At 59.9% G+C, this 25,357-nt stretch carries 19 protein-coding genes; 2 read left to right on the plus strand and 17 right to left on the minus strand.

The window, feature by feature from the left end:
• Positions 1 to 19 precede the first annotated feature (19 nt).
• From ACSSVV_RS12840 to folE, 9 genes are all read right to left on the minus strand, one after another.
• Positions 20 to 469: a DUF411 domain-containing protein gene (locus ACSSVV_RS12840; RefSeq protein ID WP_014423038.1), complete on the minus strand. Its 450-nt coding sequence runs from the start codon at positions 467 to 469 to the stop codon at positions 20 to 22.
• Between the two features lie 117 nt (positions 470 to 586).
• Entirely contained in the window at positions 587 to 3,169 is a 2,583-nt protein-coding gene (locus ACSSVV_RS12845) for a heavy metal translocating P-type ATPase (RefSeq protein WP_370258826.1), read from the minus strand.
• 3 nt (positions 3,170 to 3,172) lie between these two features.
• A complete protein-coding gene (locus ACSSVV_RS12850) occupies positions 3,173 to 3,607 on the minus strand; it encodes a MerR family transcriptional regulator (protein WP_014423036.1) in 435 nt (144 codons plus the stop codon).
• A 248-nt stretch (positions 3,608 to 3,855) separates the two neighbouring features.
• Positions 3,856 to 4,176 carry a hypothetical protein gene (locus tag ACSSVV_RS12855; RefSeq protein ID WP_454106353.1) on the minus strand — a complete coding sequence of 107 codons (321 nt, stop codon included), beginning with the start codon at positions 4,174 to 4,176 and terminating at the stop codon, positions 3,856 to 3,858.
• A gap of 53 nt (positions 4,177 to 4,229) precedes the next feature.
• Complete coding sequence (locus ACSSVV_RS12860; protein WP_041655194.1) at positions 4,230 to 6,497, minus strand: putative bifunctional diguanylate cyclase/phosphodiesterase; 2,268 nt, start codon at positions 6,495 to 6,497, stop codon at positions 4,230 to 4,232.
• A gap of 58 nt (positions 6,498 to 6,555) precedes the next feature.
• Complete coding sequence (locus ACSSVV_RS12865; RefSeq protein ID WP_022991340.1) at positions 6,556 to 7,866, minus strand: HD-GYP domain-containing protein; 1,311 nt, start codon at positions 7,864 to 7,866, stop codon at positions 6,556 to 6,558.
• Positions 7,867 to 8,033: 167 nt separating this feature from the next.
• Positions 8,034 to 8,468, minus strand: coding sequence for a CoA-binding protein (locus ACSSVV_RS12870; protein ID WP_014423007.1), 435 nt, complete (start codon positions 8,466 to 8,468; stop codon positions 8,034 to 8,036).
• Between the two features lie 13 nt (positions 8,469 to 8,481).
• Positions 8,482 to 8,856 (minus strand): dihydroneopterin triphosphate 2'-epimerase, encoded by a 375-nt coding sequence (folX, locus tag ACSSVV_RS12875; protein ID WP_014423006.1) that lies wholly within the window; start codon positions 8,854 to 8,856, stop codon positions 8,482 to 8,484.
• A 26-nt stretch (positions 8,857 to 8,882) separates the two neighbouring features.
• Complete coding sequence (folE, locus tag ACSSVV_RS12880) at positions 8,883 to 9,452, minus strand: GTP cyclohydrolase I FolE (protein ID WP_011787185.1); 570 nt, start codon at positions 9,450 to 9,452, stop codon at positions 8,883 to 8,885.
• Between the two features lie 182 nt (positions 9,453 to 9,634).
• Between folE and ACSSVV_RS12885 the strand changes: the two genes are divergently transcribed.
• Positions 9,635 to 10,549, plus strand: a complete 915-nt coding sequence (locus ACSSVV_RS12885; RefSeq protein ID WP_454106354.1) for an alpha/beta fold hydrolase — start codon at positions 9,635 to 9,637, stop codon at positions 10,547 to 10,549.
• A 5-nt stretch (positions 10,550 to 10,554) separates the two neighbouring features.
• Here ACSSVV_RS12885 and ACSSVV_RS12890 read toward each other — a convergent pair whose 3' ends face one another.
• Positions 10,555 to 11,640 (minus strand): diguanylate cyclase, encoded by a 1,086-nt coding sequence (locus ACSSVV_RS12890; protein WP_454106355.1) that lies wholly within the window; start codon positions 11,638 to 11,640, stop codon positions 10,555 to 10,557.
• Between the two features lie 228 nt (positions 11,641 to 11,868).
• Between ACSSVV_RS12890 and ACSSVV_RS12895 the strand changes: the two genes are divergently transcribed.
• Entirely contained in the window at positions 11,869 to 12,951 is a 1,083-nt protein-coding gene (locus ACSSVV_RS12895; RefSeq protein ID WP_022991338.1) for a patatin-like phospholipase family protein, read from the plus strand.
• Positions 12,952 to 12,987: 36 nt separating this feature from the next.
• On the opposite strand, the gene ACSSVV_RS12900 is transcribed toward ACSSVV_RS12895, so the two are convergent.
• From ACSSVV_RS12900 to ACSSVV_RS12930, 7 genes are all read right to left on the minus strand, one after another.
• Positions 12,988 to 13,974, minus strand: coding sequence for a PAS domain-containing protein (locus ACSSVV_RS12900; protein WP_454106356.1), 987 nt, complete (start codon positions 13,972 to 13,974; stop codon positions 12,988 to 12,990).
• A 111-nt stretch (positions 13,975 to 14,085) separates the two neighbouring features.
• The gene (znuB, locus tag ACSSVV_RS12905; RefSeq protein ID WP_041655189.1) at positions 14,086 to 14,898 is read right to left on the minus strand and encodes a zinc ABC transporter permease subunit ZnuB; all 813 of its coding nucleotides are present in this window, start codon (positions 14,896 to 14,898) and stop codon (positions 14,086 to 14,088) included.
• Complete coding sequence (gene znuC / locus ACSSVV_RS12910; protein WP_113879317.1) at positions 14,885 to 15,658, minus strand: zinc ABC transporter ATP-binding protein ZnuC; 774 nt, start codon at positions 15,656 to 15,658, stop codon at positions 14,885 to 14,887. The genes znuB and znuC overlap by 14 nt, the downstream gene beginning before the upstream one ends.
• On the minus strand, positions 15,651 to 16,142 hold the full coding sequence (locus tag ACSSVV_RS12915; protein ID WP_153739622.1) for a Fur family transcriptional regulator: 492 nt from the start codon (positions 16,140 to 16,142) through the stop codon (positions 15,651 to 15,653). Before ACSSVV_RS12915 ends, znuC begins: the two co-directional genes overlap by 8 nt.
• A gap of 68 nt (positions 16,143 to 16,210) precedes the next feature.
• Entirely contained in the window at positions 16,211 to 16,672 is a 462-nt protein-coding gene (locus ACSSVV_RS12920) for a chemotaxis protein CheW (RefSeq protein ID WP_113879316.1), read from the minus strand.
• A gap of 11 nt (positions 16,673 to 16,683) precedes the next feature.
• On the minus strand, positions 16,684 to 17,736 hold the full coding sequence (locus ACSSVV_RS12925; RefSeq protein WP_454106357.1) for a chemotaxis protein CheB: 1,053 nt from the start codon (positions 17,734 to 17,736) through the stop codon (positions 16,684 to 16,686).
• A complete protein-coding gene (locus ACSSVV_RS12930) occupies positions 17,736 to 25,355 on the minus strand; it encodes an Hpt domain-containing protein (RefSeq protein WP_454106358.1) in 7,620 nt (2,539 codons plus the stop codon). Before ACSSVV_RS12930 ends, ACSSVV_RS12925 begins: the two co-directional genes overlap by 1 nt.
• Positions 25,356 to 25,357: the final 2 nt, after the last annotated feature.

Genomic DNA, 25,357 nt, shown 5'->3' on the forward strand with positions numbered 1-25,357 from the left:
GAAAAAATAGGCAGAACCATCAGTTGTGTTGGTTGAACACCCGCGTCTGTCCCTGGTCGTTGAACAGAATAACCTTGTAGTGATCTTTCCGGTCGCCCATCTCCATACCCGGAGAGCCCGCCGGCATACCCGGTACGCTCAGGCCGGTGGCCTTGGGGGCTTCCGCCAGCAAGCGCTTGATGTCGTCCGCCGGCACATGGCCTTCAATCACATAGCCGTCGACAAAGGCGGTATGGCAACTGCCCAGACCCGGAATCAGCCCGGCTTCGGCTTTGATCCTGCCCATGTCGTCGCTGTTGGTGGCGGTGACATCAAAACCGTTTTCTTCCAGATGGTCGATCCAGTCGCCGCAGCAACCGCACGTGGGGGATTTATACACGTGAATGCTTTGGGCCGCACCGCCGGCAAGGGCGGTGGTGCTGAATCCCAGGGCAGCCATCAGGCCGAGGGCAAGGGTGTGTTTTCTCATGGTGATTACCTCAGTGATGTTGATCGGAGTTATCCGAGTTAGAGCCGGAGAGCCAGAACCACCAGACAATGGCAGCCATCAGGGCGAGACCACCGGCATTGACCAGAAATGTTGTCATCAGTTCCGCTCCTCTGCTGATACCTTGGTATGGCTGGTCTTGAACAGCCGCAGCCGGTTGGCGTTGGAAACCACCGTCACTGAAGACAGCGACATGGCGGCGCCGGCCAGGATCGGACTCATCAGGATGCCCCACACAGGGTAGAGCAGGCCGGCGGCCACCGGAATACCCAGGGAGTTATAGATAAAGGCTCCGAACAGGTTCTGGTGAATGTTCTTCACGGTCGCCCGGGAGATCTCGATGGCGTCCGGCACCCCGTGCAGGGAACCTCGCATCAGGGTGATGGACGCACTTTCAATGGCCACGTCGGTGCCGGTACCGATGGCAAAGCCCACGTCCGCAGCCGCCAGCGCCGGGGCATCGTTGATGCCATCCCCCACCATGGCCACCGTGTGGCCTTTACCTCGCATTTCGCTGACCACTTCGGCTTTGTCCTCCGGCAACACCTCGGCCCGGTAGTCATCGATGCCGGCCTTGGCCGCAATGGCCTTGGCGGTGGCATCGACATCGCCGGTGACCATCATCACCTTGATGCCAGCGTCGTGCAGGCGCCGGATGGCAGCCTCGGAATCCGGTTTGATCGCATCTGCCACGCCGATGACACCCAGCACTTCCTGGCCCACCGCCAGGAACAGCGGCGTGCCGGCCTCCCGGGTGATGGTTGCGGCGGCATCATCCAGAGCCTCGACAGACAGCCCTTCGGCTTCCAGCCAGCGCCGATTGCCCAGGCGTACCGGTTCGCTATCAAGCTTGCCTTGCACACCTTTGCCATTGAGCGCTTCGAAGCCGGAGACCGGTTCTGGCTCAATATCGTTCTCGCGGGCCCTGTCCAGAATGGCTTCTGCCAGCGGATGCTCGGAATGCTGCTCCAGCCCGGCGGCTAATGCCAGCAGGCGCGTCTCATCGCCGTTTGCCGCGTGCACCCGGGTTACCGCGGGATGGCCCTCGGTAATGGTGCCGGTTTTATCCAGAATCACCAGATCGATTTTTCCGGCAGTCTGCAAGGCATCGCCCTGGCGAATCAGCGCACCGTACTCTGCTGCCTTGCCAACACCCACCATCACCGACATGGGCGTGGCCAGCCCCAACGCGCAGGGGCAGGCAATGATCAGTACCGTGGTGGCGGCCACCATCATGTGCACCACCGCCGGCTCCGGCCCGACGTTGTACCAGACCAGCGCCGACACCACGGCAATCAGCATCACCGTGGGCACGAACACCGAAGAGATCTTGTCTGCCAGCCGGCCAATGGCGGGTTTCGAGCCCTGGGCCTTCTTCACCAGCTTGATGATCTGGGCCAGCGCGGTCTCGCTGCCCACCCGGGTAGCTTCATAGATAATCGAGCCGTGGGTGTTCAGAGTACCGGCCGAGACCTCATCGCCTTCTCCCTTGCCCACCGGCATGGGCTCACCGGTCAGCATGCTTTCATCAATGCGGGTGGAGCCTTCGGTAATCACCCCGTCCACCGGCAGCTTCTCGCCCGGGCGCACCCGGATGCGGTCGCCTTTCTGAACCTCTTCAACGGGAATATCCTGTTCCTGGCCATCGCGGATCACCCGGGCCGTTTTCGCCCGCAAATCCAGCAGCCGGCGCACCGCTTCCGAGGTCTTGCCCTTGGCCCGCAACTCCAGGGCCTGGCCCAGATTGATCAGGCCAATGATCATCGCCGAAGCCTCGAAATACACATGGCGCGCCATCTCCGGCAGCGCCTCCGGCGCACTGGCCACCACGATCGAATATAGCCAGGCGGTGCCGGTACCCAGAGCAATCAGCGTGTCCATATTGGCGTTATGATGTTTGAACGCCTTCCAGGCCCCGGTGTAGAAATGCCCGCCGGTGGCAATCATCACCCCCAGAGTGAGAATGCCCAGATTGATCCAGGTAAGCTGATTGGCCTCGGTCACCATCATCGACCCGAAGCCCATGCCCCAGATCATCAACCCAAGGCCCAGCCCCAGACTGATGGCCATCTTCACCAGCAGCACCTTGTACTGCTTCTTGTCCTCTTCCTGCTTGCGGTCGTCGGCGGCATCCGCGTCTTCAATCACCCGGGCACCATAACCCGCACTCTCCACCGCCTGCACCAGCGCCTGCGGATCGGCATCACCGCTGGCGGTCGCGGTGCTGTCCGCCAGATTCATATGAGCGTGAGTGACACCGGGGACCGACATCAGCGCCTTCTCAATGGTATTCACACAGGATGCACAGGTGGCCCCGCTGACCGCCAGCGCGATCTGCCCGTCGCCGGCATCCGATGGCTCGACGTCGGCCGAGGGAGCTGGTGTATCCAAGTCCGGCGCCTTATCAGCGGCAGAATTATCCTTTTTGGATGCGCAACAACTGCCGATGGGTTCGTTATGAACCAACGGCTCCGCCGGGTAGCCAGCCTCCGTTACTATCCGTGCCGCCTCGGCGCTATCCACATTCTCAGGCAGGGCCACGGTCTGGTCTTCGAGATTCACCTCCACCCGCTCGGTGCTCCCGGTCAGCGGTTCCAGAGCATGACGAATCTTCTTCGCACAACCCTGACAAGAGGCGCCGGAAATACTCAGCGCTGTTTTCAGAACCGATGCTTCACTCATTACTCAAGACTCCTCACAGCAGGATGATGACGAAGGATCATCCCAATGTTCGATTAACCGACAAATCGTATGTCCATCCGGCGTACCATCGGGCATGTCCTGCCAGGTGGACAATGCCGACACCATCCGCGCCCGCAACTTCTGCAACTCCGAAATCTCCCGCTCAACCTCCGCCAGCCGCTGCTGGAACACATCCCGAACCATCGGGCAGGGCGAATGATGATCGTCCGCCTGCTCCAGAATCTGCCGTATCTCCGGCAGAGAAAACCCCAGCTGCCGTGCCTTGCGGGCAAACCGCAACCGGCGCAGATCCTCGGCATCGTATTGCTGATAGTTGTTGTCCGGGTTCCGTGTCGGGCGCAACAAGCCCTCCCGGGTGTAGAACCGGACGGTATCCGGGTTAACCCCGGCGGCGGTGGCGATTTCTTTGACTTTCATAAGCAATGTCCAGCAAAAAACGAAGACCAGATACCGGGAAACCACGGATCAAGTCAGCGGAGTGCTGGTGCGGGGGTAGCCCTTCCGAAAATGTTCGGAGCCATGGATGGCGGAGACAAGCGTACAAGGATGTACTCGCAGCGGTTTTCGGAAGGGCTACCCCCGTGCCGGCACGGCAAACTCACTACGTTGAAGATTAGACTAAAACCTGTGACCAACTCACAGGTCAAAGGTTTTCGGAGAGAAATTCAGGAAGAAGCGTTTTTCGAACGCAGAAACACACCACAGGACTTGCACTGATCCGGCGCCATCAGCTTCGCCTGCCAGCCAATTTTCACGCCACAGGCAGGGCACCTCAGCCGCAACTGCAGAACCACAATCGGCGCCACCAGCAACGCTAGAATAACCCCCAGCGACCCCCAGTCATCGCCGGACGACAGCCCCAACTGACTGCTGAACACCAGCACCACAACCAGCGCCACAAACGCAAACACAAAATAATTCCGGTTCCACCGCTCCCAGCGGCGAAGCTGTGCATCCTGCTCCGAAGTCAGATATCTGGCCGACATAACGCTCTCGTGACAAACCGTTGAAGGTGAAGTGTGGAGTTCTGGCTCGGCAATTACAAACCGGAACCGACGGGCAGGCCCGGAATCAGAATACCCTCGGCCAGTGCGCGCTCAAGATCGGCCGCCGGAATCGGCCGGCTGATCAGATAACCCTGAGCCAGATTGCATCGGTGCGCCTTCAGGAAATTCAGCTGTTCCTCCGTCTCGACGCCTTCAGCCACCACCTGAATGCCCAGGTTGTGGGCCAGATTGATCACCGCCCGGGTAATCACCGCATCATCGTGACGCTCGGTGACATCGGTAATGAACGACCGGTCAATCTTCAGCAGGTCGACCGGGAAATCTCTCAGATAGCCCAGCGACGAGTAACCAACCCCGAAGTCATCAATCGCCAGATGCACACCCAACTGGTGCAGCTGGGATAACTGATTGAGGTTGTGCTCGATGTTCTGGATAAAGATTTCCTCAGTCAGTTCCACCTCCAGCCGGGACGGATCCACCGCCTCCGATGCCAGGGTTGAACGGATATGGTCAATCAGGGAATCGTCATCCAGTTCGCGGCCAGACAGATTCACCGCGACTCTCAGGTGCTCACAGGGCGTACCTTTCCAGCGCGCCAGTTGACGGCAGGCGGCCAGTACCACCCAGCGGCCGATCTCGGTAATCCGGCCGCTTTCCTCAGCCAGCGGAATAAACTCCACCGGAGGCAGGAGCCCGCGAACCGGGTGTTGCCAGCGAATCAGCGCCTCGACACTGTTGATCTGGCCGGTGTCGAGATTGAGCTGGGGCTGGAAATAAAGCACAAATTCATCGTTGGCCAGCGCCTGGCTCAGGTCACGGTCCAGCTCAAGACGCAGCACTTCGCGGTCCTGCATGCCCTCGGTATAGAACTGGTACGTATTACGGCCCTGCTCCTTGGCCCGGTACAGGGCAATATCGGCATTGCGTAACAGCGTATCCGCGTCCAGACCACTCTGGGGGTAAACCGCCACACCCATTGTCGCGGTAATACTGTGAGCCTCGCCCTGCACCTCGAACGGCGCGGCGAAACACTGCTTGATCTGGCCCAGCAGGTGAATCACATCGTCAATGTCATCGACCTGCTGCTGACACACCATAAACTCGTCACCACCGGAGTAGGCGACCAGTACCCGCTCATTGCTCAACCCGTTCAGGCGTTCAGACACCTTGATCAGAAGCTCATCCCCGAACTGATGCCCGAGGGAATCGTTAAGCATCTGGAAGCGGTCAAGATCCAGCATCACCAGGGCGATCTGGCGCAGCTGTCGATCGGCAATGTTGATGGTATGCGCAAGGTCTTCCATGAAGAAGCGGCGATTGGCCAGACCCGTGAGGGTGTCGGTCGACTCCAGCCGTTCCAGGTCCACCTGCATGGCTACTCGCTGATCGATTTCCTGTTCCAGCTCTTTACGGGTTTTGAGCAGAGCCTGGTTGCGTTTCAGGATGAGTTGCACCAGCAGGGTAGTAAGGCTGGTGAGCAGGCCCATCAGCAGCAGGCTGGTAAAGGTCATGGTAGGCCAGCTGCTGCGCTGGCCTTCGACCCATTGTCTCGAAGGTGTGAGTGTCAGTGACCAGTCCAGCGAAGGCAGGTTGATCGGTACGGTGTGGTTCAGCGAGTTATCAAGGTCGGACGAGGTGTTCAGCAGATAACTGGTCTGGTCACTCTGGGTGATGGTGACCTGGAACTGTTCAAGGACCCGCCGGGTCAACATTTGCTCTGCCAGCGTATTCATTCTGAAAACGCCAGCCATGAAACCGTTATTGGCATCACCCCGCCCGACAGGATGATAGATCACCAGACCCTCTCCGCCCTGTCGAAGGTCAATGATGCCGGAAATATCGTACTGTCCGGAGGCTGCAGCCCGCGATAGCGCCGCTCGCCGCTGTTCATTGAAGGCGACATTGAAACCGATGACATCGTTGTTGCCGCTCAGGGGTTCCAGCCAGCGGATGATGTAGTTGCGGTCAATCCATTCAATGGCCTGGTAAACCCCGAAGTCTCTCAGATAATTGCGCGCATCCTCACGCCAGAGCGCCTCGGTCTGGGATGGATTGGCCTGCATGCGCATGGCCATACGCCCGATGGCATCGAGGTGCACCATGAATTCTCGCTCAAGGTTGTTGGCGAGTGCTCTGGCTTCATTGCTGAGATTGGTCTGGATCTGGTGGGTATTCTGCTGGATCAGGCCAACCCGGAGCCCGGAGGCAATACCCAGAAACACCAGGAAGATCAGAACCGGGAAAACCGGGCTCATCAGCGCACGAACGACCAGTCTGATGGATGTCTCGGGTTTCTCCACATCATGCTCCGGAGTGAGTGGGTTCTGGATACCTGGGTTAACGGCAGGCTCGCGCTGATTATGAATGATTTGCAACGCTCTTTGCCATTAGCTGTTTGATTCGGCCCTCTAGAGCGAGACCGAAAGCCCCATCCGGCAACGCCGCTTTGATTTCTCTGGTGGGGCTGTCCGCGGTGGTCTGGCTGCCCAGGTCCATAATCCGCGGTGTAACCGGATGTTTGTTATCATCCAGCAGGATTTCCACTTTTGGTTTTAACTTGCGTCCTGGGTGGGTGCTGACCACCAGAGCCACTTCACCGGTATTCAGTTCCACCAGACTGCCGGGGGGATAAATCCCGATCATCCGGATAAAGGCCTCCACCATGTCGGCATCAAACTGCTGAGCACGATTTTTATACAGGATGCGAACGGCGTCGGCCGGTGACATGCCGTCACGGTAACAGCGGTCGCTGGTCATGGCATCGTAGGCGTCGACAATGGAAATCAGGCGAGCAAACCGGCTGATCTGCCATTCGGGCAATTGCTGCGGATAACCCCGGCCGTCGATACGTTCATGGTGATGCAGGGTCACATCGCTGATGATCGGGTCCAGGCTTGGGTCCTGTTTCAGGAGTTCATGGCCAAGAGTGGTGTGTTTCCTCATCACCTCATATTCCTGGGGGGACAGCGGCCCGGGTTTGTTGAGGATTTCGTCCGGTACCCGCAATTTGCCGATATCGTGTAAGAGCCCGCACATGCCGGCCACTTCCAGATCATCTTCAGGCAGGCCCAGAAATCGGGCAAAGGCCACAGTAAAAATGGCGACGCGCAGACAGTGTTCGGCGGTGTAGGCGTCGCGGTTCTTGATTCGGGCCATCCAGAACATGGCACTGGCGTTGGCTTTGACACTGTCTACGCAGGAACGAATCAGGGGGCGGGCGGAGGCCAGCTCCAGATCGTTATGCTGCTCGATGTCCCGGATCACCTTTTCCACAAATTGCTGGGTCCGGCTCCAGGCGTCGGCAGCCCGGGGCAGTTCCTGTTCGAGCGTGCGGGTTTCCTGCAGGGGTTCGGTGGTACGTTGTTTCAGGTGGGGAATCTGATCCAGAATCGGGGCCAGCTTTTCAGCCTCATCTTCGACCACGACCCAGGCGCAATACTGGCGCAGTACCCGGGCTTCGGCCTCTGTCTGCAGGGTGAAACCCTGGAACAGAACCGGCACTTCGGTCCAGGGGCGGTCAAGCTTGACCACTTTCATGCCGGACTGAAGCAGGTCCACGGGCAGACGCACCCGTTCCAGTACAACGTCTGCAGACGCCTTGGGAGTGCTCTGAACATCGCGGCCTTTAGCGGCGGCTCTGGACTTGCCTGGTTTACTTCGGAACCACATGGTCCTGCCAGTCTTCGAATTATTGTTCAGAGAGTATGTCAGACTGTCGCAATTGGTAACAGTTACGATCTGAAACTGTGATCTGGCTCTTGATCCAGCTCAGCTTCGGCAGCCGGTTTTCATGCCGGCTACCGATATCAGTCATGCACCAGGGACAGTAAGACAGGTCAGCGTTTGGCCGGGGTGCGTAGGCCGTGCCGCGGTATTTCCTGCTTGGGGCAGCGATCCATCACCACCGTCAGGCCGGCGGCTTCGGCACGCTGGGCGCCGGTTTCATTGATCACACCAATCTGCAGCCAGAGCACCGGAACCTTCTGCTCAATGGCCTGATCGATCACGGCATCGGTACGCTCAGGAGCCAGGAAAAGTTCCACCATATCCACTGGCTCTGGAAGTGTGGCGAGGTCTGCATAGACGGTTTCGCCCAGAACCTGCTGACCGGCCAGGCGCGGGTTAACCGGAATCACCCGATAGCCCTGGTGCTGCAGGTATTCCATCACTTCATGGGAAGGCCGGTTGGTCTTCTCGCTGGCACCCACCAGGGCGATGGTATTAACCGATTCCAGAATCTCCCGGATCTGTTCGGGGCTGTTGCTGGGCATAATGCAGATTCTCCTAGTCGCGACTGGCTTCCAGAGTCACGGAAACCGATTCTGCATAACGTAGCGCATGGGGCTTGTCGATTTCTACCTCGGCCCAACGCACGGCGCCATGTTCCATGACGATGGTCAATACTTCGTGGGTCAGGCGCTCCAGCAAGGCGAACCGCTGGCCGTCCACATGGGCGATAATCTGCTTGGTAATGGTCCGGTAGTTGAGCGCAGCAGAGATTTCATTGCGCTCGATAGCCTCCGAGGCATCGTAGGTCAGGCAAACGTTAATCACCACATCCTGCTGGTTGTTGATCTCTTCTTCCTTGATGCCGATATAGGCACGCAGCAGAAGATTCTTGATCTGGACACGGGCCAGTGGTTTCTGGGCGTTTGCCATAACAACTCCCTGGGGTCAGTCGGATGTTAGCGGTTGCTTGAAATCAGATTCAGGAACTCGGTCCGGGTTGCCTGGGATTTGCGGAACTGCCCGAGCATCATGGAGGTTTTCATACGCGAGTTCTGCTTCTCTACGCCGCGCATCATCATGCACATGTGCTGGGCTTCAATGACCACCGCGACGCCCTTGGCCTGGGTAACGCTCTCGATGGCTTCGGCGATCTGACGGGTCAGGTTTTCCTGAATCTGTAACCGGCGGGCATACATGTCGACGATGCGGGCAAACTTGGACAAGCCCAGCACCTTGCCCTGGGGCAAATAGGCGATGTGGCACTTGCCGATGAAGGGCAGCATATGATGCTCACACATGCTGTACAGTTCGATGTCCTGAATCACCACCATTTCGTCCATGGCGGATTCGAACACGGCGTTATTAACCAGCTCTTCGAGGTCCTGCTGGTAGCCTCGTGTGAGGAACTGCATTGCCTTGGCGGCACGCATGGGCGTGTTCTGGAGGCCTTCTCGATCCGGGTCTTCGCCCAGGCCCTGGATAATAGTGCGGTAGTGATCGGCCAGATCATCAAGGGGTAGAGACATAATCGATTCCGGTTTGGGGTGTCTGAAAAAGGCCAAAGCTTAAGGCAATTCGCCGGGTATCTCCATGGTTTACGTCTGTGGCGTAGAAAAGGACCACCGCACAGGCCGCCGATGGCGATATGGCCCCGGCCGCAGCTATGCACTAAAGTATGAGGAGTTGCGGGTACGGTCATGGATTGCACATGGAACAGGTGATACCGGGTTCAGAAGTGGCGACATCTGGTCGCCAGGAGACATTTACGCTGGAAGCCTGGCAACAGGCTGGCAAATGGTTCAGTTACGAGGGGCATGCCATCTTCAGCCGCATGGGTGGGCAGGGTGAGCCGCTCGTTCTGCTGCACGGTTTCCCGACCGCGAGCTGGGACTGGAGCCGGATCTGGCCCATGCTGGTGCGCGAGCATAACCTGCTGACTCTGGACATGCTCGGTTTCGGCTTTTCCGATAAACCGCTGCATTATTCCTACAGCATCGAAGATCAGGCGGATTTGATTCAGGGCTGGATAGAGGGGCTGGGTCTGGAGCGGGTGCACCTGTTTGGACATGATTACGGCACCACCGTCGTCCAGGAACTGCTGGCCCGGGAGCAGGAGGGCGAGCTGTCGTTTGCCATCAGCAGTGTCTGCCTGCTAAACGGTGGCCTGTTTCCGGAAGTTCACCATCCCCTGTTTATCCAGAAGATTCTGCGCAGCCCCCTGGGTGGCCTCATTGGCCGGGGGCTCAGCCGATCGCTCTTCGAACGCAACTTCCGACGTCTGTTCGGGTCACGTAATCCGCCGGGCAGGCAGGACATGGACGACTTCTGGCATTTGCTGAACTACAACAACGGCCGGGGCGTGTTGCACCGCCTGATCCAGTTCATGGAGGAGCGTCGTTGTCACCGCAACCGCTGGGTCGGAGCGCTGCAAAAGGCGGAGCAGCCCATGCGACTGATTTCCGGTGGTGCCGACCCGGTGTCCGGCGCCGCCATGGCCCGGCGCTATCGGGAGCTGATCCCTCAGGCCGATGTGGTGATGTTGCGCAATGTTGGGCATTACCCCCACTTTGAGCAACCCTGGGACGTCTACAGTGCGTATCGGGAGTTTCGCAAGGCGCAGTAGCCAGCTCAGGCCGGTGTGGTGCCGCCAGTGGCCGGGTCTGCCAGCGTTTCCGGATCCAGGATGTCCTCCTGGCTGGCGAGCCTGGGAGCGTTCACCACCTGATTACGGCCACGGGATTTTGCTTCATACAGGGCCTGGTCTGCCCGGTTGAGCCAAACCGACCAGGTCTCGCCCTGGGTAACTTCCGCCACACTGGCACTGGCGGTTACCCGGATGTCGTCCAGGAACGGCCGGGCGCTGATGCTGGTCAGCAACTGGTGCGCCAGGGTGTCGGCGTCTTTCTGCCGGGTTTCCGGGAGTACGACCATGAATTCTTCGCCGCCGATACGGAACAGCTGATCGCTTTCCCGCAACCGCTTGCGTACCCGCAGCGCCATTTCCTTGAGCACCTTGTCACCGGCCAGGTGGCCCCAGCGGTCATTGATGGTCTTGAAATAATCCAGATCAATCAGTACCAGGCTGGACACCCGTTCATAGCGTTCCCGCATCTGAATCTGGCTGTTCAGGATATCGGCCAGCTGGGAGCGATTCAGGCAGCCGGTCAGTGGATCGGTTGTCGCCAGGCGGGTAAGCTCGGCCTGCAGGCGCCCCACCAGCCAGGCAAAGATCATGGCAAACAGGCAGCTGAGACCGAGTGAAAAGGTAATGCGCCAGAAGTCTGCCTCCGGAAACTTGAGGAAAGACACCACCGCCATGACCGAGACAAACACGACATTGCAGAAAATGGCTTCACGCAGGGGAAGCAGAAAAAACAGGGCAATGGCCGCAGGATAAGCCCAGTAGAGCCCGGCATGGCCATTGATGAGAGTGGAATAGGCGGCGCACACCACGGCCAGTATGGGGAACAGGCGGCCTTTGAAGAAATAGGTGCTTCGAAAACGCAGGAATGCGATCACCAGGGCCGCGTTGGCGCAGAACAGAATCAACAGGGATGACAGCAGCACGTTGCCATGCTGCCACTGCACCATGACCAGGGGGGCGACCGCAATAAAGGCCCAGATGTGCAGATGGTAGACCAGCTGCCGCTTGAACCCGAGAATAGCCAGGGTCGGGTTGGTTGCCAGGGTATTTGGCGAGGCAAAAAGATTCACAGCCTACTCCCGCTGTTCATAACCGGCATGTTTCCGTTTGTAATCGATGGCTCCAGTCTAGCACGGAGTGTGATGGGCGAAAGCAAAAACCACGGATCGACGTTATTCGTAAAAAACTATGCCGGAGACACCTGTTATTCAGAATATACATAGCTGTCATGAATTCTGTTCAGTTGGCCGTCTCCAGCCGGTCGGATACACTCGCCGCACACTTCAGGGGAGAAAGGAATGACTGCCATTCACAGCCGGATGCCGGCACTGACCATCCGAGCAGGACGCCGGGCTTTGCAGCGCCTGCAGCAAAAACCGCTGGGGCCCGAAGATGTTCACGTGATTCCGGGGGCAGCCGGTGGCCCGAAGGCGCTGGGAATCAGTGGCCTGGACAAGGCCATTTTTGGTGACTGGTTGCCGCAGGCTCCCCAGGAAAGGGCCCTGATCGGATCTTCCATCGGCAGCTGGCGGTTTGCCGCCATTGCCTCTTCAGATGATCCCAAGGCCCAGTTGGCCCGCCTGGCCGAGCTGTACACCAGTCAGCGATTTGCCAAAGGCGTCAGCGCTGCGGAAATCTCCCGCAAAAGCATACTGTTTCTGGAGGAGCTGCTGGGGGGCCGGGAAGACTTTCTGCTCAGCCATCCCTGGTACCGGTTGAGCATTGTAGTAGTGCGTAGTCTTGGCCTGTTGCAACACGATACCCGTGGCAGGCTGAGCCTCGGGTTGATGCGGGCTATCAGCGCCAACATGGTCAGCCGCCGGCACCTGGGTCGTTTTATGGAACGTGGCATTGTGCACGATGCCCGGGGCCGCGCGCCGGTCTCAAGCCTGGTGGATTTCCCCAGTCATGAAGTGCCCCTGAGCCGGGATAACCTGTTGCCGGCCCTGCTGGCGTCCGCTTCCATTCCTCTGGTGATGTCCGGAGTCCGCAATATTCCGGGCGCGCCAGAGGGTGTATACCGGGATGGCGGACTGCTCGATTATCACCTCGACCTGCCTTACCAGCAGCCTGGCATTATCCTCTATCCGCATTTTACGGATCGTGTGGTTCCCGGCTGGTTCGATAAAACCTTGCCCTGGCGTCGGGGCGATGCCAGTCGACTGCAGGATGTCGTGCTGGTATCGCCGTCACCGGATTACCTGGCAACCCTGCCGGATCGCAAACTGCCGGATCGAAAGGACTTCGAGAAGTACGTCGGCGATGATGCCGGTCGCGAACGAGCCTGGCGTCGAGCGATCTTGGAGAGTGACAGGTTGGGTGATGAGTTTCTTGAGCTGGTTGAGAGTGGGCGGCTGCTGGACCGGATTCAGCCCTTGTGAGTCGCTGGTAGATCGCGCTGGCCGTCTATGCGGGCCCTAGTCCGGGGTAGCACTGAGCCGAAAGCCGGTAATGCCGTGGACGGGATCCTTGATGGGTTTCAGGCGCAGACAGACCCGCACTGGCCGGGTATCCTCGGCCCCGATCAGTACCAGGTCGGTTCGGGTCAGGTCTTCCTCGCTGCGGGCGCTGTCCAGGCTTTCCCGAAACCGGCTGCGGTCTTGTTCGGATACCAGTTGTTCAAACGGCTGATCGGTCAGGTCGGAGGGCGCGCGACCGAGCACGTCGGCAATCTGGGCGGACACAAATCCGATGCGTCCCTGGTGATCCAGTTCGGCGATTACCGCTCCGCCCAGCCGGACCAGATCCCGGCTTCTTGCTTCGCTGTCGTTCAGCGCATGCCGGAGCACAGACTTCTCCACCTGCAGATTGGTAATCTGTTGTTGATCGCGATCGAGTTGTGCCTGTTGCTGCCGGATTCTGGCATTGCGGATGGTCAGTCGACGGCAGGCGACCAGCATCAGTAAGGCTGCGAGTACCGAGATACCGGCACCTGCAGTAAGAATCTGCCAGCGCGCCTGGTTCGAGGCCCGGTCTATCCACCCTGCGCTGGGCGTGGTGGTGACCATCCAGTGCCTGCCGGGCAGTGTCAGCTCGGTCCGAAGGGCCTCGGAATCCCGGGGCTCATCTACGTTGCCGAGCTCCAGCACAGCCTGTTTGGTGTGTCTGGCGAGCGTATCGATTCGAAGCTGCAGGCCCTCGGGCAGATCTGTCGCCAAAGCTGAGGTCAGCGATGCAGGCAATTGCTGCCCCGGCGTGTGTTGTAGACGGGCTGCGATCGTCGCAACCAGAGCCTGATGCCTGGCATGGTAGGCCTCAAGACCAAGGTCAGCGATAGTTCGCGCCAGGGTGTTGGCCAGTGCCACTGACACCAGTATGCCGATACCCAGGATAACCCCGGGCATCCAGAGACCCGGCCAGAGCCAGAATCGGGTGCCGGGTGTGTTACGAAGGTCGCTGTCCATGCTGGTGTGCTCCCGCGAGGCCTTTGCTGCTCGGATACCGCCTAACTTTAGACCAGCAATACCGGCCCGGCAATTCGGGCGCCGGCCTGTGCTGACTGGTGGCGCGGATGGTCAGTGCCGGCTCTGGCGGGCACCTGCATACACCATCAGGAACACCAGAAATGCAGTGACCACCACCGATGGTCCGGCCGGCGTGTCCAGGTACCAGGACAGGGTCAGTCCGCCGGACACCGCCACCACCCCGAAGACCACTGCCAGGGCGGTCATGTGTTCGGGATTGTGGGCCAGTCGGCGTGCGGTTGCGGCCGGAATAATCAGCAGGGCGGTAATCAGCAGGACGCCGACAATCTTCATGGCCACCGCAATCACCAGCGAAAACATCAGCATCAACGCCAGCCGCAGGCGTTCCACCGGAATCCCTTCTACCCGTGCCAGTTCCTCATGAATGGTGCTCATCAGCAGGCCGCGCCAGAGCAGCGCCAGCAGAGACAGGACAAAGGCGGCGCCACCGTAGATCCAGACCAGATCCTGTCGGGTCATGGCCAGCAGATCGCCAAACAGCAGGCCGGTCAGGTCCACCCTGACATCCGGCATGAAGCTCAGTGTTACCAGGCCAATGGCCAGCGCGCTGTGCGCCAGGATGCCGAGCAGGGTATCGGTAGCCAGGGTGCGGGTCCGGGACAGCAGCACCAGGGCCAGCGCAATGAGCACACAGGTAATCACCACACCCAGATTCAAAGGCACGCTGATCAGAAAACTAAGCGCGATGCCCAGCAGGGCCGAATGGGCCAGCGTATCTCCAAAATAGGCCATGCGACGCCAGACTACGAAACAGCCAAGGGGACCGGCCACCAAAGCCACGCCCAGGCCGCCGAGCAGCGCCCGCCAGAAGAAGTCGCCCAGCACCGCATCAATGATGGTCATGGCTGCAACCTTCGTGGGCGTCCGCGGAAGAGACCACATCGCCATGGAGGTTATGGCGATGGTTGTGATGGTGGTGATAGACCGCCAGAGACTCGGCAACCTGATGACCGAAGGTTTCCACAAAGGCCGGGTCCTGGGAAATATCCTCCGGATATCCGCTGCAACATACGTGCTGATTAAGGCAGATAACCCGGTCTGTGGCCGCCATCACCAGATGCAGATCATGGGAGATCATGATGATACCGCAGTGCAGCTCATCCCGAAGCTGGCGAATCAGATCGTAGAGTGTGGCCTGGCCATTGATATCGACCCCCTGGGCGGGTTCGTCCAGTACCAGCAGATCGGGTTTCCGGGCCAGTGCCCGGGCGAGCAGCAGTCGTTGTTTTTCGCCGCCGGACAGGTGGTGGACGGACGCATCCAGTAGATGCGCGACCCCGGTCCTTTCCAGCGCTGCCTTGCAGTCTGACAGTGCACGTCCGCTGAGCAGCATGAAGCGCCGGACACTCAGTGGCAGAGTGGGCTCCAGAGTCAGGTGTTGGGGTACGTAACCGATCACCAGGCCGGGCGCCACCGATAATTGACCGCTGGTCGCCCGCTGAATCCCCAGTACGGTTTTGATCAGCGTGGTTTTGCCGGCACCGTTCGGGCCGATGATGGTGACGATATCGCCCCGGCTCACGGTCAGGTTGACCCGATCAACCACCGGCCGGTCGTCAAATGCCACCGTAAGCTGTTCTAGCCGGACCAGAGGGTCAGTCATTCGTTTGCTCCCCCTGACAGCGGGGGCAGAGGCCAGCCACTTCGAGGGTAACGTCGTCAGGAAGGAAGGCTTCCGCGCGCGCCGCGGATTCGATGGCCTGATTGAGTTCCGGCATGGCCAGTTCCAGCACCGTGCCGCACTGTCGGCAGATCAGAAAAGTACCGCGATGATGTTCACCGGCATGGGAACAGCCGACGAAAGCGTTGAGCGAGGCAATCCGGTGAACCAGTCCATGTTGAAGCAGAAAGTCCAGGGCCCGGTAGACCGTGGGGGGGGCGGCGTTATGTCCATCCGAAGACAGTTTGGCCAGAATATCGTAGGCGCCCAGCGGCTTGTGGGATTGCCAGATCAACTCCAGTACCCGTTCACGGATCGGAGTCAGGCGGGCGTTTTCATCGCGGCAGATGGCATGGGCATCGGATAATGCCTGGGCGACACAGGCCTGATGGTTATGGGGACGGTAGGGAAGTGCGCGTTCCGGCATGGCGTGGATCCTGCAAAATTTGCAACATTATAACATTTGCAGGCGGCCACGCCATGCCGACCGGAGGCTCAGTGATGTGCGTCGACGGCCAGGGATTCCAGGTATTCCAGATTCGGGATCCAGGCTGGCTCGCCGTCTACTTCCACCTGCATCAGATCCGCAGGGCCGGGGTCGCCGTCCAGTTGTCGGATCTGGTCTTCCATCAGGCGCGCCTGGCTGGGAATGCCCTGGGTGACCAGGGCCATGAACGGGGTGCTCTGGTGATTCGGGCCGATGGTATTGAGGATAATGATGCGGCCACGGTTGTCACCAGGGATGGTGAGCTTGTTGCCGTTGGCGGCGTCGTAGGAAATGACCGGCAGTGTGAGCCCGCGCCAGTCCAGGAACCCGGCCAGCCAGTCCGGTGTATTGGCGCCGGCATCGTTGCTGTTGAAATCCACCACCTCGGCAATGGAGACGTTGGGCAGCAGGAGCTGGCGGTCCGAGACCGGTATCATGACGCAGGACAGGGATTGGCTGTTTTCACTCATTGCTTGTTACCTCAGGCGGAATCCCGTTTTTGCCGGCCCTTGAGCAGGCAGTTGTTCTCAATGACTTTTACCAGTTCCCTGGCCAGTTGCTCCGGAGTGCCACAGAAACTGGCGCAGCCGGTGGCGGCCACCGAATCGGGCATGGAGCTGTTGCCACAACTGGTGCTTTCCTGAACCCAGATGCGGCTGCCATAGGCCTTCAGCATGGGTGCAGCGATAGCGCCGTCGTTGCCCATGCCGGAAAACAGGATGGCATGACAGTGTTTGCCATAGTGATCCGCCACGTTCAGCAACACCTGATCTATCGATGGGCCATAAGGGCCCGGCCAGGGATGATTCAGTTCCGTCAGCTGGCCCTGGCGATCAAAGGACCACTCTCTTTCAACCGGCATCAGCACCACATCGCCATTGCGTACCCGATAGCCCTCCTCGGCCCGCTTCAGCGAATAGTGGGCATGCCGGCCCAGAACCCGGGTGAGAACATCGGTAAAATTGCCATCAATATGTTGGGCGTAGATAAACCCGACCGGTAGCCTTGGCGGCAGGTGATCGAGAAAGGTCTTCACCGCTGCAGGACCACCCAGCGAGGCTCCGAGAATCCAGACTTCCTCAGCCACCGAACCCGGCGGCGCCGGAGTTATCCAGTGTGGCAGCGTAGGCGCGTCCACCGCATCTGGCGTGGTCTCGGCCAGCTCTTCAATGTCGTTGGCGGTATCCAGCTGCTCCAGATGCCCGAGCTGTTTTTCCAGCTTGTCGAGCAGCCGGCGTTCCCAGCGGAAGTATTCCGTGGTGCCGGGCTTGGGAGCCTGGTCCAGGCCGAATAAGACCGGTGCTTCCGTATTTTCCAGCAGATGCTCGAACAGTGCCGGATGATCCGCTTCGTCTTCCAGGGTCACCAGCCAGAGCGCCGCGTCCGGAAACGCCGGGTAGTCCATCAGCCGCTCGGGATCTCCCGAGAAGCTGACGTCCAGGCCAAATTTTCCGGTCGCCGCCTGTAGCCGATGCCGTTGCAGCACCACATCGGACACAATCCCGACGCCAGGCCGGCCGTTAGGGCCGGCCATCACCGGTTCCCGGTCAGCCGCTTGATGGTGTCAAGCAGCTCGGTTTCCTGGAACGGCTTGCCAAGGTACTCGTTGACCCCGATGGCCAGAGCACGTTCCCGGTGCTTCTCGCCCGTCCGCGAGGTGATCATGCAGATCGGCGTATCTTTCAGGTTGTCGTCGTGGCGCACAAAGCTGGCCACTTCGAAACCATCCATACGGGGCATTTCGATATCGAGCAGGATGATGTCCGGCCGGTGGTCCTGAAGCTGGGCAACGGCGTCGAGACCATCTTTCGCGGTCACCACTTCCATGCCATTGCGTTCCAGCAGACGGGAGGTCACCTTGCGCACCGTAACGGAGTCGTCCACCACCATAACCGTCGTGGCTTTTTCCTCGTAGCGGGCGCTGTCCCGTGCCTTTTCCAGATTCGCCAGGCGCTGACGTTCGGACAGGATGTCGGAGCGGATCATCGCCGGCAAGTCGAGGATCACAACCACGTTGCCGTCACCGAGAATGGTGGCACCGGAAACGCCCCGGACGGAACTGAACTGCGGCCCGAGGGATTTAACCACGATTTCACGGCTGCCCATCAACTGGTCCACCTGCAGAGCCATGGGCTGCTCCGCGCCGCGCACCAGAATGACCGGCAGCGGCAGGGCCTGGCCCTGAAGCTTGGGCTGGTGGTCACTGTTGAGCAGGCTGCCCAGGTACTGCAGGCGATACTGCTGGCCGGCATACTCGTACATGGGGGCATCTGGCTTGTAGTACTCTTCCAGCTCGTAGGTGCTGACCCGGACAATACCTTCGATGGTGTTGAGCGGGATGGCGTAGAAATCTTCCCCGGTGGACACCATCAAGGCCCGGTTGACCGACACGGTGAACGGCAGGCGTACGGTGAAGGTGGTGCCACGGCCCAGGGCGGAATCGATGTCGAGGCTGCCGCCGAGCTGTTTGATTTCGCTGGCAACCACGTCCATGCCCACGCCACGACCGGAAATCTGGGTAACCTGCTGGGCGGTGGAGAAGCCCGGCTGCAGAATGAACTGCAGGATTTCCCTTTCCGAGAGGTCTTCGTCGGCGCGCATCAGGCCCTGGCGAACGGCCTTGTCGCGGATAACGTCGGACGGAATGCCTTTACCGTCGTCCATCATCCGCAACACCACATCACCGCCTTCCCGGGTCAGGGACAGCACCACTTCACCTGTGGCCGGTTTGCCTGCCTTGGTGCGGTCTTCCGGCGTTTCGATGCCGTGGTCCAGCGCGTTGCGGAGCATGTGCTCCAGCGGCGCGACCATCCGCTCCAGAATGTTCCGGTCCATTTCCCCTTCAGCATTGCGTACGTCGAAATCGACTTTCTTGCCGAGTTCGCCACTGATCTGGCGCACGATGCGGCGCAGACGGGGCACCATGGAGGAGAACGGAATCATCCGGGTCTTCATCAGACCTTCCTGGAGTTCCGTATTGATCCGTGATTGCTGAACCAGCAGGGTTTCGGTGTCCCGAACCCGCTCGGACAGGGTTTCACGCAAATCAGCAAGGTCCGAAGTGGATTCGCTCAGGGCCCGTGACAGCTGCTGGATAGAGGAGTAGCGGTCCATTTCCAGCGGATCGAAATCGTCGCCGTAATCCGGCCCATGCTCCTGCTCGGCCCGGAACAGGATCTGCGCTTCGGTTTCGATATCCATGCGCCGCAGCTGTTCCCGCAGACGTTCGATGGTGGCGGCCATTTCGTCCAGGGTGTAACTGAAATCACTGCTCTGTTGCTCCAGGCGACCCCGGGTAATACTGGTTTCACCGGCCAGGTTAACCAGCTCATCCAGCAGCGGTGCCGATACCCGAATGGTTTCCTGGGCGGCTCTTTGCGCATCGACCGCTTTCTTGCGTGCCTGGGCCGCGGACTTCTCCGGTTTAGCAGGTGCCGGAACCGGTTTGGTCGGGGCTGGCTCCGCAGTGGTGGCCTTTGGCACCGGCGCGGGCTCTTCGCGAACCGGTTCGGGTGCTTTCTCCGGCTGCGGGGCAGGTGCCTGTGCGCCGGATTCAAAGCGTTTGCGGATATCCGCGACCAGCGCGATGATGGCATCGTGATCGCCGGTGATGGCCTGCCATTGCTCCTCGGTTGGCGCGTTACCGCCCAGATCGATCAGGCGGGTCTCGAAAGCATGAGCCTTGTCGCCAAGCTCGGAGAGCTGGGACAGACGGGCGCCGCCTTTGAGGGTATGCAATGCCCGTTGTGCTTCCCGGTTGAAGTGCTCATTGGCCGGCTCACGACGCCAGTCATCCAGTAGCTGCTCCAGCTGGTCCATGATTTCGCCAGCTTCTTCCAGGAAGATCTCGAGCACTTCAGGGTCTACGGAGTCCGCTTCCGCCGTTTCAGCCTGCGGTGATTCGGTTCCGGACGTATCTTCTGCTGGCGCGGCAGTACGCAACGCGTTGATCAGGGCCGCATCGGCGTCGGGCTTGCGACTGTCTTCCAGCGCATCAAGCATGGATTTCAGGCTGGCCGCGGCGCGGTCACTCAGGCCAAGCATGGCCGACTGGTCCCGGTCGCCGGCAATCAGCTGGTCCAGGGCGTCGGCCCAGGCTTCGGCCAGATCCGCAATCGGGTCCACATCCGACAGTCGCGCGCCGCCCTTCAGGGTGTGCAGTTCCTGTTGCAGGCGGGTAATGCCAGCCAGCTCCTCCGGCTCCTCGCGCCACTGGTCGAGGCATTCGGTAATGGCCTCGTGGATTTCCAGGCCTTCGTCCAGGAAGATGCCAACCAGATCGTCGTCGGTGGCGTCCTCCAGGCTCTCGTTGAGGCTGGCCGCGGATTCTTCGGATTCCGCCGTCGGCTGTTCACTGATTTCCAGTTCTTCCAGTTCGCTAACGTCGGGCTCACCCGGCTCTGACTGCGGCGGTGCCTCCGAAGGCAGGGATTCGCCGCGCAGAATGGCCTGAACCTGATGCACCAGTTCTTCGGCTGGCGGGCACGGCTTCTGGGTCGCCACCTGCTCTACCATCTGGGCCAGGCGGTCGTGGCAGGCAAACAGCAAGTCGGTCATCTGACCGCTGGCTTCAAGCTGGCCTTCGGCCACTTTTTCGAACAGATCCTCAAGCACGTGAGTGAGATCGCCGATGGCCTCGACTCCGGCCATGCGGGCGCCACCCTTGAGGGTATGCACATCACGCTGCAGTTCGGCAGCAACCTCCCGGTTCGAGGGGTCTTCGCTCCAGGTATGCAGGGCACTGCCGGTGGAGTTGATCAGGTCGTAGGCTTCTTCCAGGAAAATGCCCACCAGTTCCGGGTCCAGATGGGACAGATCGGTGGCCTGGAGCTCTTCCTCCTCTGCACCTGCAGTTTCTTCGGTGCTTTCCTCGAGCTCCGGCTCCGGCAGGGTCAGCTCTTCGTCTTCCGGCTCCGCAGAGTCGTCGGTGTGTACATCGGTTACCGGGCGAGTGCCACGGGCGCCATCGATGTAGGCATGAATCTCGGTGATCAGATCCGGCGCGGGCCTCGGCGGCTCACCGGCTTCAAGTGCCTCGACCATGCCGGCAAGCCGGTCATGGCAGCGGAACAACAGGTCAGACAGAGTGTCATTGATCGAGAATTTCTGCTCGGTCAGTCCTTCAAACAGGTTTTCCAGTTCGTGGGACAGGTCACCCACGGCCGGAATGTCGGCCAGTCGGGCGCCACCCTTGAGGGTGTGCAGGTCACGCTGGAGCAACCGCAGGAGGTCCAGGTTTGAAGTGTCCTCGCTCCAGCTGTGCAGGGCTTCCGCGGTGCTGTCAATCAGGTCGCGGGCTTCCTCCAGGAAGATTGCTGCCAGCTCGTCGTCCATGGCCTGATCGTCTTCAGACGTTTCCGGCAGTGGCGGCGTTTCTGTCAGCTCAGGTTCTTCTGTTGCCTGCTCCAGTTCATCCATTTCCAGGCTGAGGTCGATCTCTTCCAGATCGTCGGTGAACTGCTGCTCGAACTCATCCGGTTCTGCGGGTTCGGCTGCGGTTGCCTGTGCCAGCGCCTCGAGTTCCTGAATCAGTTCCTGGCTGGGTTCAGTAGCCAGCCCGGCCGCCACCTGATCCATCATGTTAATCAACTGCTCATGGCCGGCGCGCAGGGTCTGGAATACATTATCGCCCGGCGGCAGGCCCTGCTCTGAAATCGCGGTGTAGGTGCGGGTCAAAGCGGCGGTCAGTTCGGCAACATCGGGCAGATTGGCGTCCGTCGCACCCTGGGTCAGTTGCTCCAGTTCGGCACGGAGGGTTGCCAGTGCCTCGTCCTGCTGCGGGTTTTCAGACCAGCGATCGAGAATGCTTTCGGCATCCAGAACGATATCCAGGCCTTCACCCAGGAACAGCTGTACCAGCTGTGACGACGATTTCCTGGCGGGTTGTTCGTCGTCTGCCTGGGCATGGCTGGTGAGTGTCTGCTCACACACCTGGTGCAGGCGCTCAAGGTACTCGTCGGTGCCTGCCAGCGGTGCCTGGGGATTCTCCCGAATCTGGGCAAGCCCTTGGGTCAGGAAGCCCGCCGCATCACTGATCAGCGCCAGTACGTCGCGGTCTGCCCGTTTGTTCTGGGCCCGGGATTCTTTGATAAAGCGCTCAAGCGGCGTAATGACTTCCGCAATCGGCGCGATACCGGCGGTGTTGGCACTGCCTTTCAGGGTATGCAGCGCCCGCGATAGATCGTCCGTGTAGGCGGCGGTGGCTTTGTCGCCCGCAGCCTCCAGGTATTCCTTGATGGTCTGCAGATGGGTTTCGGTTTCGTTCTCGAAGATATCCAGCAGCACCGGATCCACTTCGTCTTCTCCGGGCAGGGCATCATACTCAATGCTGTCTTCCGGAGTGACGGTACCGGCCGTTGTTTCCTCTGCAGACTCTGTGTCGGTGTCCACGAGCGGCATGGCGGTGGCATCGGGAATTTCGCCATTGGCCAGGGCATTGGCCCGCGCCTCCATGGCAGATGTGTTCAGGCTCGGCGCCTGGCGTTTCTCAAAATCGGTGACCAGCGCCGGCACCGAATCGGTGACATCCTGAAGCAGCTGGGCAATATCATCATTCATGAACACGCTGCCGTCGATCACCCGGTTCAGCATGTTCTCGACCGACCACGCCAGCTCCCCGATCACGGTAGCGCCAACCATCCGGCCACTGCCTTTCAGGGTATGAAAGGCCCGCCGAACTTCTGCCAGGGCACTGCGGTCATCGTGCTGACGTAGCAGCATGGGCAGGTATTCGCGAATGGTGTCGAGTACCTCGCCAGCTTCCTCAATAAAGATCTCGAGGATTTCGTCATCAATGAGATCGTCACTGTCGTCCGCTTCTTCAACTTCGCTCGTTGGCGCGGTAGCGGGCGTTTCGGGAATTTCGATTTCGTGCTCGGCGGCGGCCTCGTCTGCAGTTTCTGCTTCGCCTGTGGTCTCTTCGGCCGCCTGTCCGGTTTCTGCGCGTCGGGTCGTTGCCAGCGCTTCAGCCTGTTCAATCAGCTCGTTGACGTCGCCACTGGTCTCGCCGTTCCGGAAGTCCTCAATCAGGGAAGGAATACGGGCGTTGACCTGGTCCACCAGGGTGAACATGTCATCGGTCGCTTTGATGGTCTGGTCGATGACCCGATTGAGCAGATTTTCCACCGACCACGCCAGTTCCCCAATGCTGGTGGCGCCGACCAGGCGGCCACTGCCTTTGAGGGTATGGAAAGCCCGGCGAACTTCCGTCAGAGCTTCGCGATCGTCGTGATCCTGGCGCAACCTCGGATAGAACTCGTGGATGGTCTGCAGAACTTCTTCCGCTTCCTCAACAAAAATGCCGAGGATCTCATCATCCAGCAGCTCGGCATCAGAGGTTTTGGCCTCTGGTGCGGTGGTCTCTTCGGCGCTTGCCTCAGGTTCTTCAGCAACGGGTACTTCAGCCGGGGCCTCTTCAGCTTCTTCCGTCAGGCTCCAGGTGGGCTCCTGTCCGACCGGGAAGCCGAGACTGGCGAGGCTGTCTTCGGCCACGCGCAGGATAGCGTCGTTATCACTGATGCCATCTGCCAGTCTCTCCAGGTAATACTCGATACTGGTGACGGCATCGGCCAGGGTGTCGAGCTGTTTCCAGTCCGGCACCTGTTTGTTGCTGAGCAATACGTCGGTGACATAACGCTCGGCTGAGGCGAGCATATCGGCAACGCGATCCAGTGGCACCAGGCTCAGACCGCCACGGATACTGTGCAGGAGTCCGGGTACGTGTTCGATTTCACGGGCATCCCACTGGGAGGCAATGAAATTGACGATGGCGGATTTAACCTGCTCCAGGGTATTACGGGATTCGCGGATCAGCGCTTCGCTGGCCTCTCCGAGTTCACGGGAGCCCATGTTGATGGCGGAGGCTTCCTCGGCCGAGCCGGACGACTGCTCCGGGCGTCGCTCGCTGTCGAGACCAGCCAGACTGGCCTCTACGTAAAGCAGGGCACCGGCAATGTCCATCAGGGTGCCATCGTCGACCACTTCGGCCTGCTGGCAGAGTTTTTCTACCAGTTCAATCTGTTCGGTGACGACCTTCCGGGGAATGCCAAGACCGAGAACGGCCAGGGTATTGGCAACCTGAAGCAGGCCGGGCAGTAACTCGTCCAGTTCGCTGTTCTGACGAAATTCGGCCCGCACAAACAGGTCGAGCTGATCTTTCAGTCGGGCCAGTTCTTCGTTGAGGGCACTGACCACGGAGTGGATGGCGTCCCGGCCTGGACCGGATACCCGGTTGCGGGCCGCATCCACGTCGTCTTCCGAGGGCAGGGCGCTATCCAGCTGATAGGCCTGACGCAGCGCCTGAACCTGAGGGCGATCGAGATCCCGGGCGCGGGCGACGTAATACAACAGGTGTTTGAACAGCGCTTCCGGAACCGGCTGCTGAAGGATATCCGCATGTTCGTCGGTGAGCCGGCGGATCTCGGAATCCAGCTCCCTGAGCAGGGATTTGACGGCGGTGTTCACCGGGTTGACCCGGGCTTGCAGCGTGTCGACAAAGGCACTGGCCGCTTTCCAGAGTTCGCCCCGGGGCGTTTTCTGGCACAGGCGCACCAACCGCTGGATTACCTTCTGCATGTAATCGAAATGGGCGTCGAGGTCCGCCTCGCGAACCACGCCAGCAAGGGCAAACTGGTACATCTGGCGCAGCTTGCGCAGGTGGCCCAGGACTTTTGGATCGTGCAGGCGTTCAGACACCTTGCCGCTGACCCTCATCTGTGACGCAGAGAGATCCGGCTTGAACAGGGAGGTGTCGGACAACAGGGATTCGCCCCGGGCGGCCCGGAGATCGTTGAGCAGCGGCAGCAGAACCATGGGAAAGTCATCGCTGCTACTGCCAATGTGCTCCAGATACTGTGGCAGCTGCAGAATGGCCTGCATCAGCACGTTGACGGCATCGTCAACGCTGGTCACGGTTTCGTTGAGAATGGCCTGGGTCAGTTTTTCCATCTCTTCGGTGAGCAATGCTGCACCGTAGAGTTCCACCATTTGCAGGGTACCGTGTACCTGGTGAAGGTAATTCAGGCAGAAGCGCAGGCGCGCAGTGTCGTCGCGATTCTCGACATACGCTTCAAGTGCATGCTGGCCCTGGGTCAGCGTGTCCTGTATCTCTCCCCGAACCCAGTCGAGGGCGATGCTGTCATGGTGATTGCCCATAA

Source organism: Marinobacter sp. MBR-105 (assembly GCF_053628895.1).

Bases quoted from the DNA above. Each gene is read 5' to 3' on its own strand.
- ACSSVV_RS12855 (WP_454106353.1), bottom strand. From the start codon at position 4,176: ATGTCGGCCAGATATCTGACTTCGGAGCAGGATGCACAGCTTCGCCGC.
- ACSSVV_RS12920 (WP_113879316.1), bottom strand. From the start codon at position 16,672: ATGAGTGAAAACAGCCAATCCCTGTCCTGCGTCATGATACCGGTCTCG.
- znuC (WP_113879317.1), bottom strand. From the start codon at position 15,658: ATGACTGACCCTCTGGTCCGGCTAGAACAGCTTACGGTGGCATTTGAC.
- folX (WP_014423006.1), bottom strand. From the start codon at position 8,856: ATGGCAAACGCCCAGAAACCACTGGCCCGTGTCCAGATCAAGAATCTT.
- ACSSVV_RS12870 (WP_014423007.1), bottom strand. From the start codon at position 8,468: ATGCCCAGCAACAGCCCCGAACAGATCCGGGAGATTCTGGAATCGGTT.
- znuB (WP_041655189.1), bottom strand. From the start codon at position 14,898: ATGACCATCATTGATGCGGTGCTGGGCGACTTCTTCTGGCGGGCGCTG.
- ACSSVV_RS12930 (WP_454106358.1), bottom strand. From the start codon at position 25,355: ATGGGCAATCACCATGACAGCATCGCCCTCGACTGGGTTCGGGGAGAG.
- ACSSVV_RS12845 (WP_370258826.1), bottom strand. From the start codon at position 3,169: ATGAGTGAAGCATCGGTTCTGAAAACAGCGCTGAGTATTTCCGGCGCC.
- ACSSVV_RS12895 (WP_022991338.1), top strand. From the start codon at position 11,869: ATGACTGCCATTCACAGCCGGATGCCGGCACTGACCATCCGAGCAGGA.
- ACSSVV_RS12865 (WP_022991340.1), bottom strand. From the start codon at position 7,866: ATGTGGTTCCGAAGTAAACCAGGCAAGTCCAGAGCCGCCGCTAAAGGC.
- ACSSVV_RS12850 (WP_014423036.1), bottom strand. From the start codon at position 3,607: ATGAAAGTCAAAGAAATCGCCACCGCCGCCGGGGTTAACCCGGATACC.
- ACSSVV_RS12915 (WP_153739622.1), bottom strand. From the start codon at position 16,142: ATGCCGGAACGCGCACTTCCCTACCGTCCCCATAACCATCAGGCCTGT.
- folE (WP_011787185.1), bottom strand. From the start codon at position 9,452: ATGTCTCTACCCCTTGATGATCTGGCCGATCACTACCGCACTATTATC.
- ACSSVV_RS12885 (WP_454106354.1), top strand. From the start codon at position 9,635: ATGGAACAGGTGATACCGGGTTCAGAAGTGGCGACATCTGGTCGCCAG.
- ACSSVV_RS12900 (WP_454106356.1), bottom strand. From the start codon at position 13,974: ATGGACAGCGACCTTCGTAACACACCCGGCACCCGATTCTGGCTCTGG.
- ACSSVV_RS12840 (WP_014423038.1), bottom strand. From the start codon at position 469: ATGAGAAAACACACCCTTGCCCTCGGCCTGATGGCTGCCCTGGGATTC.
- ACSSVV_RS12925 (WP_454106357.1), bottom strand. From the start codon at position 17,736: ATGGCCGGCCCTAACGGCCGGCCTGGCGTCGGGATTGTGTCCGATGTG.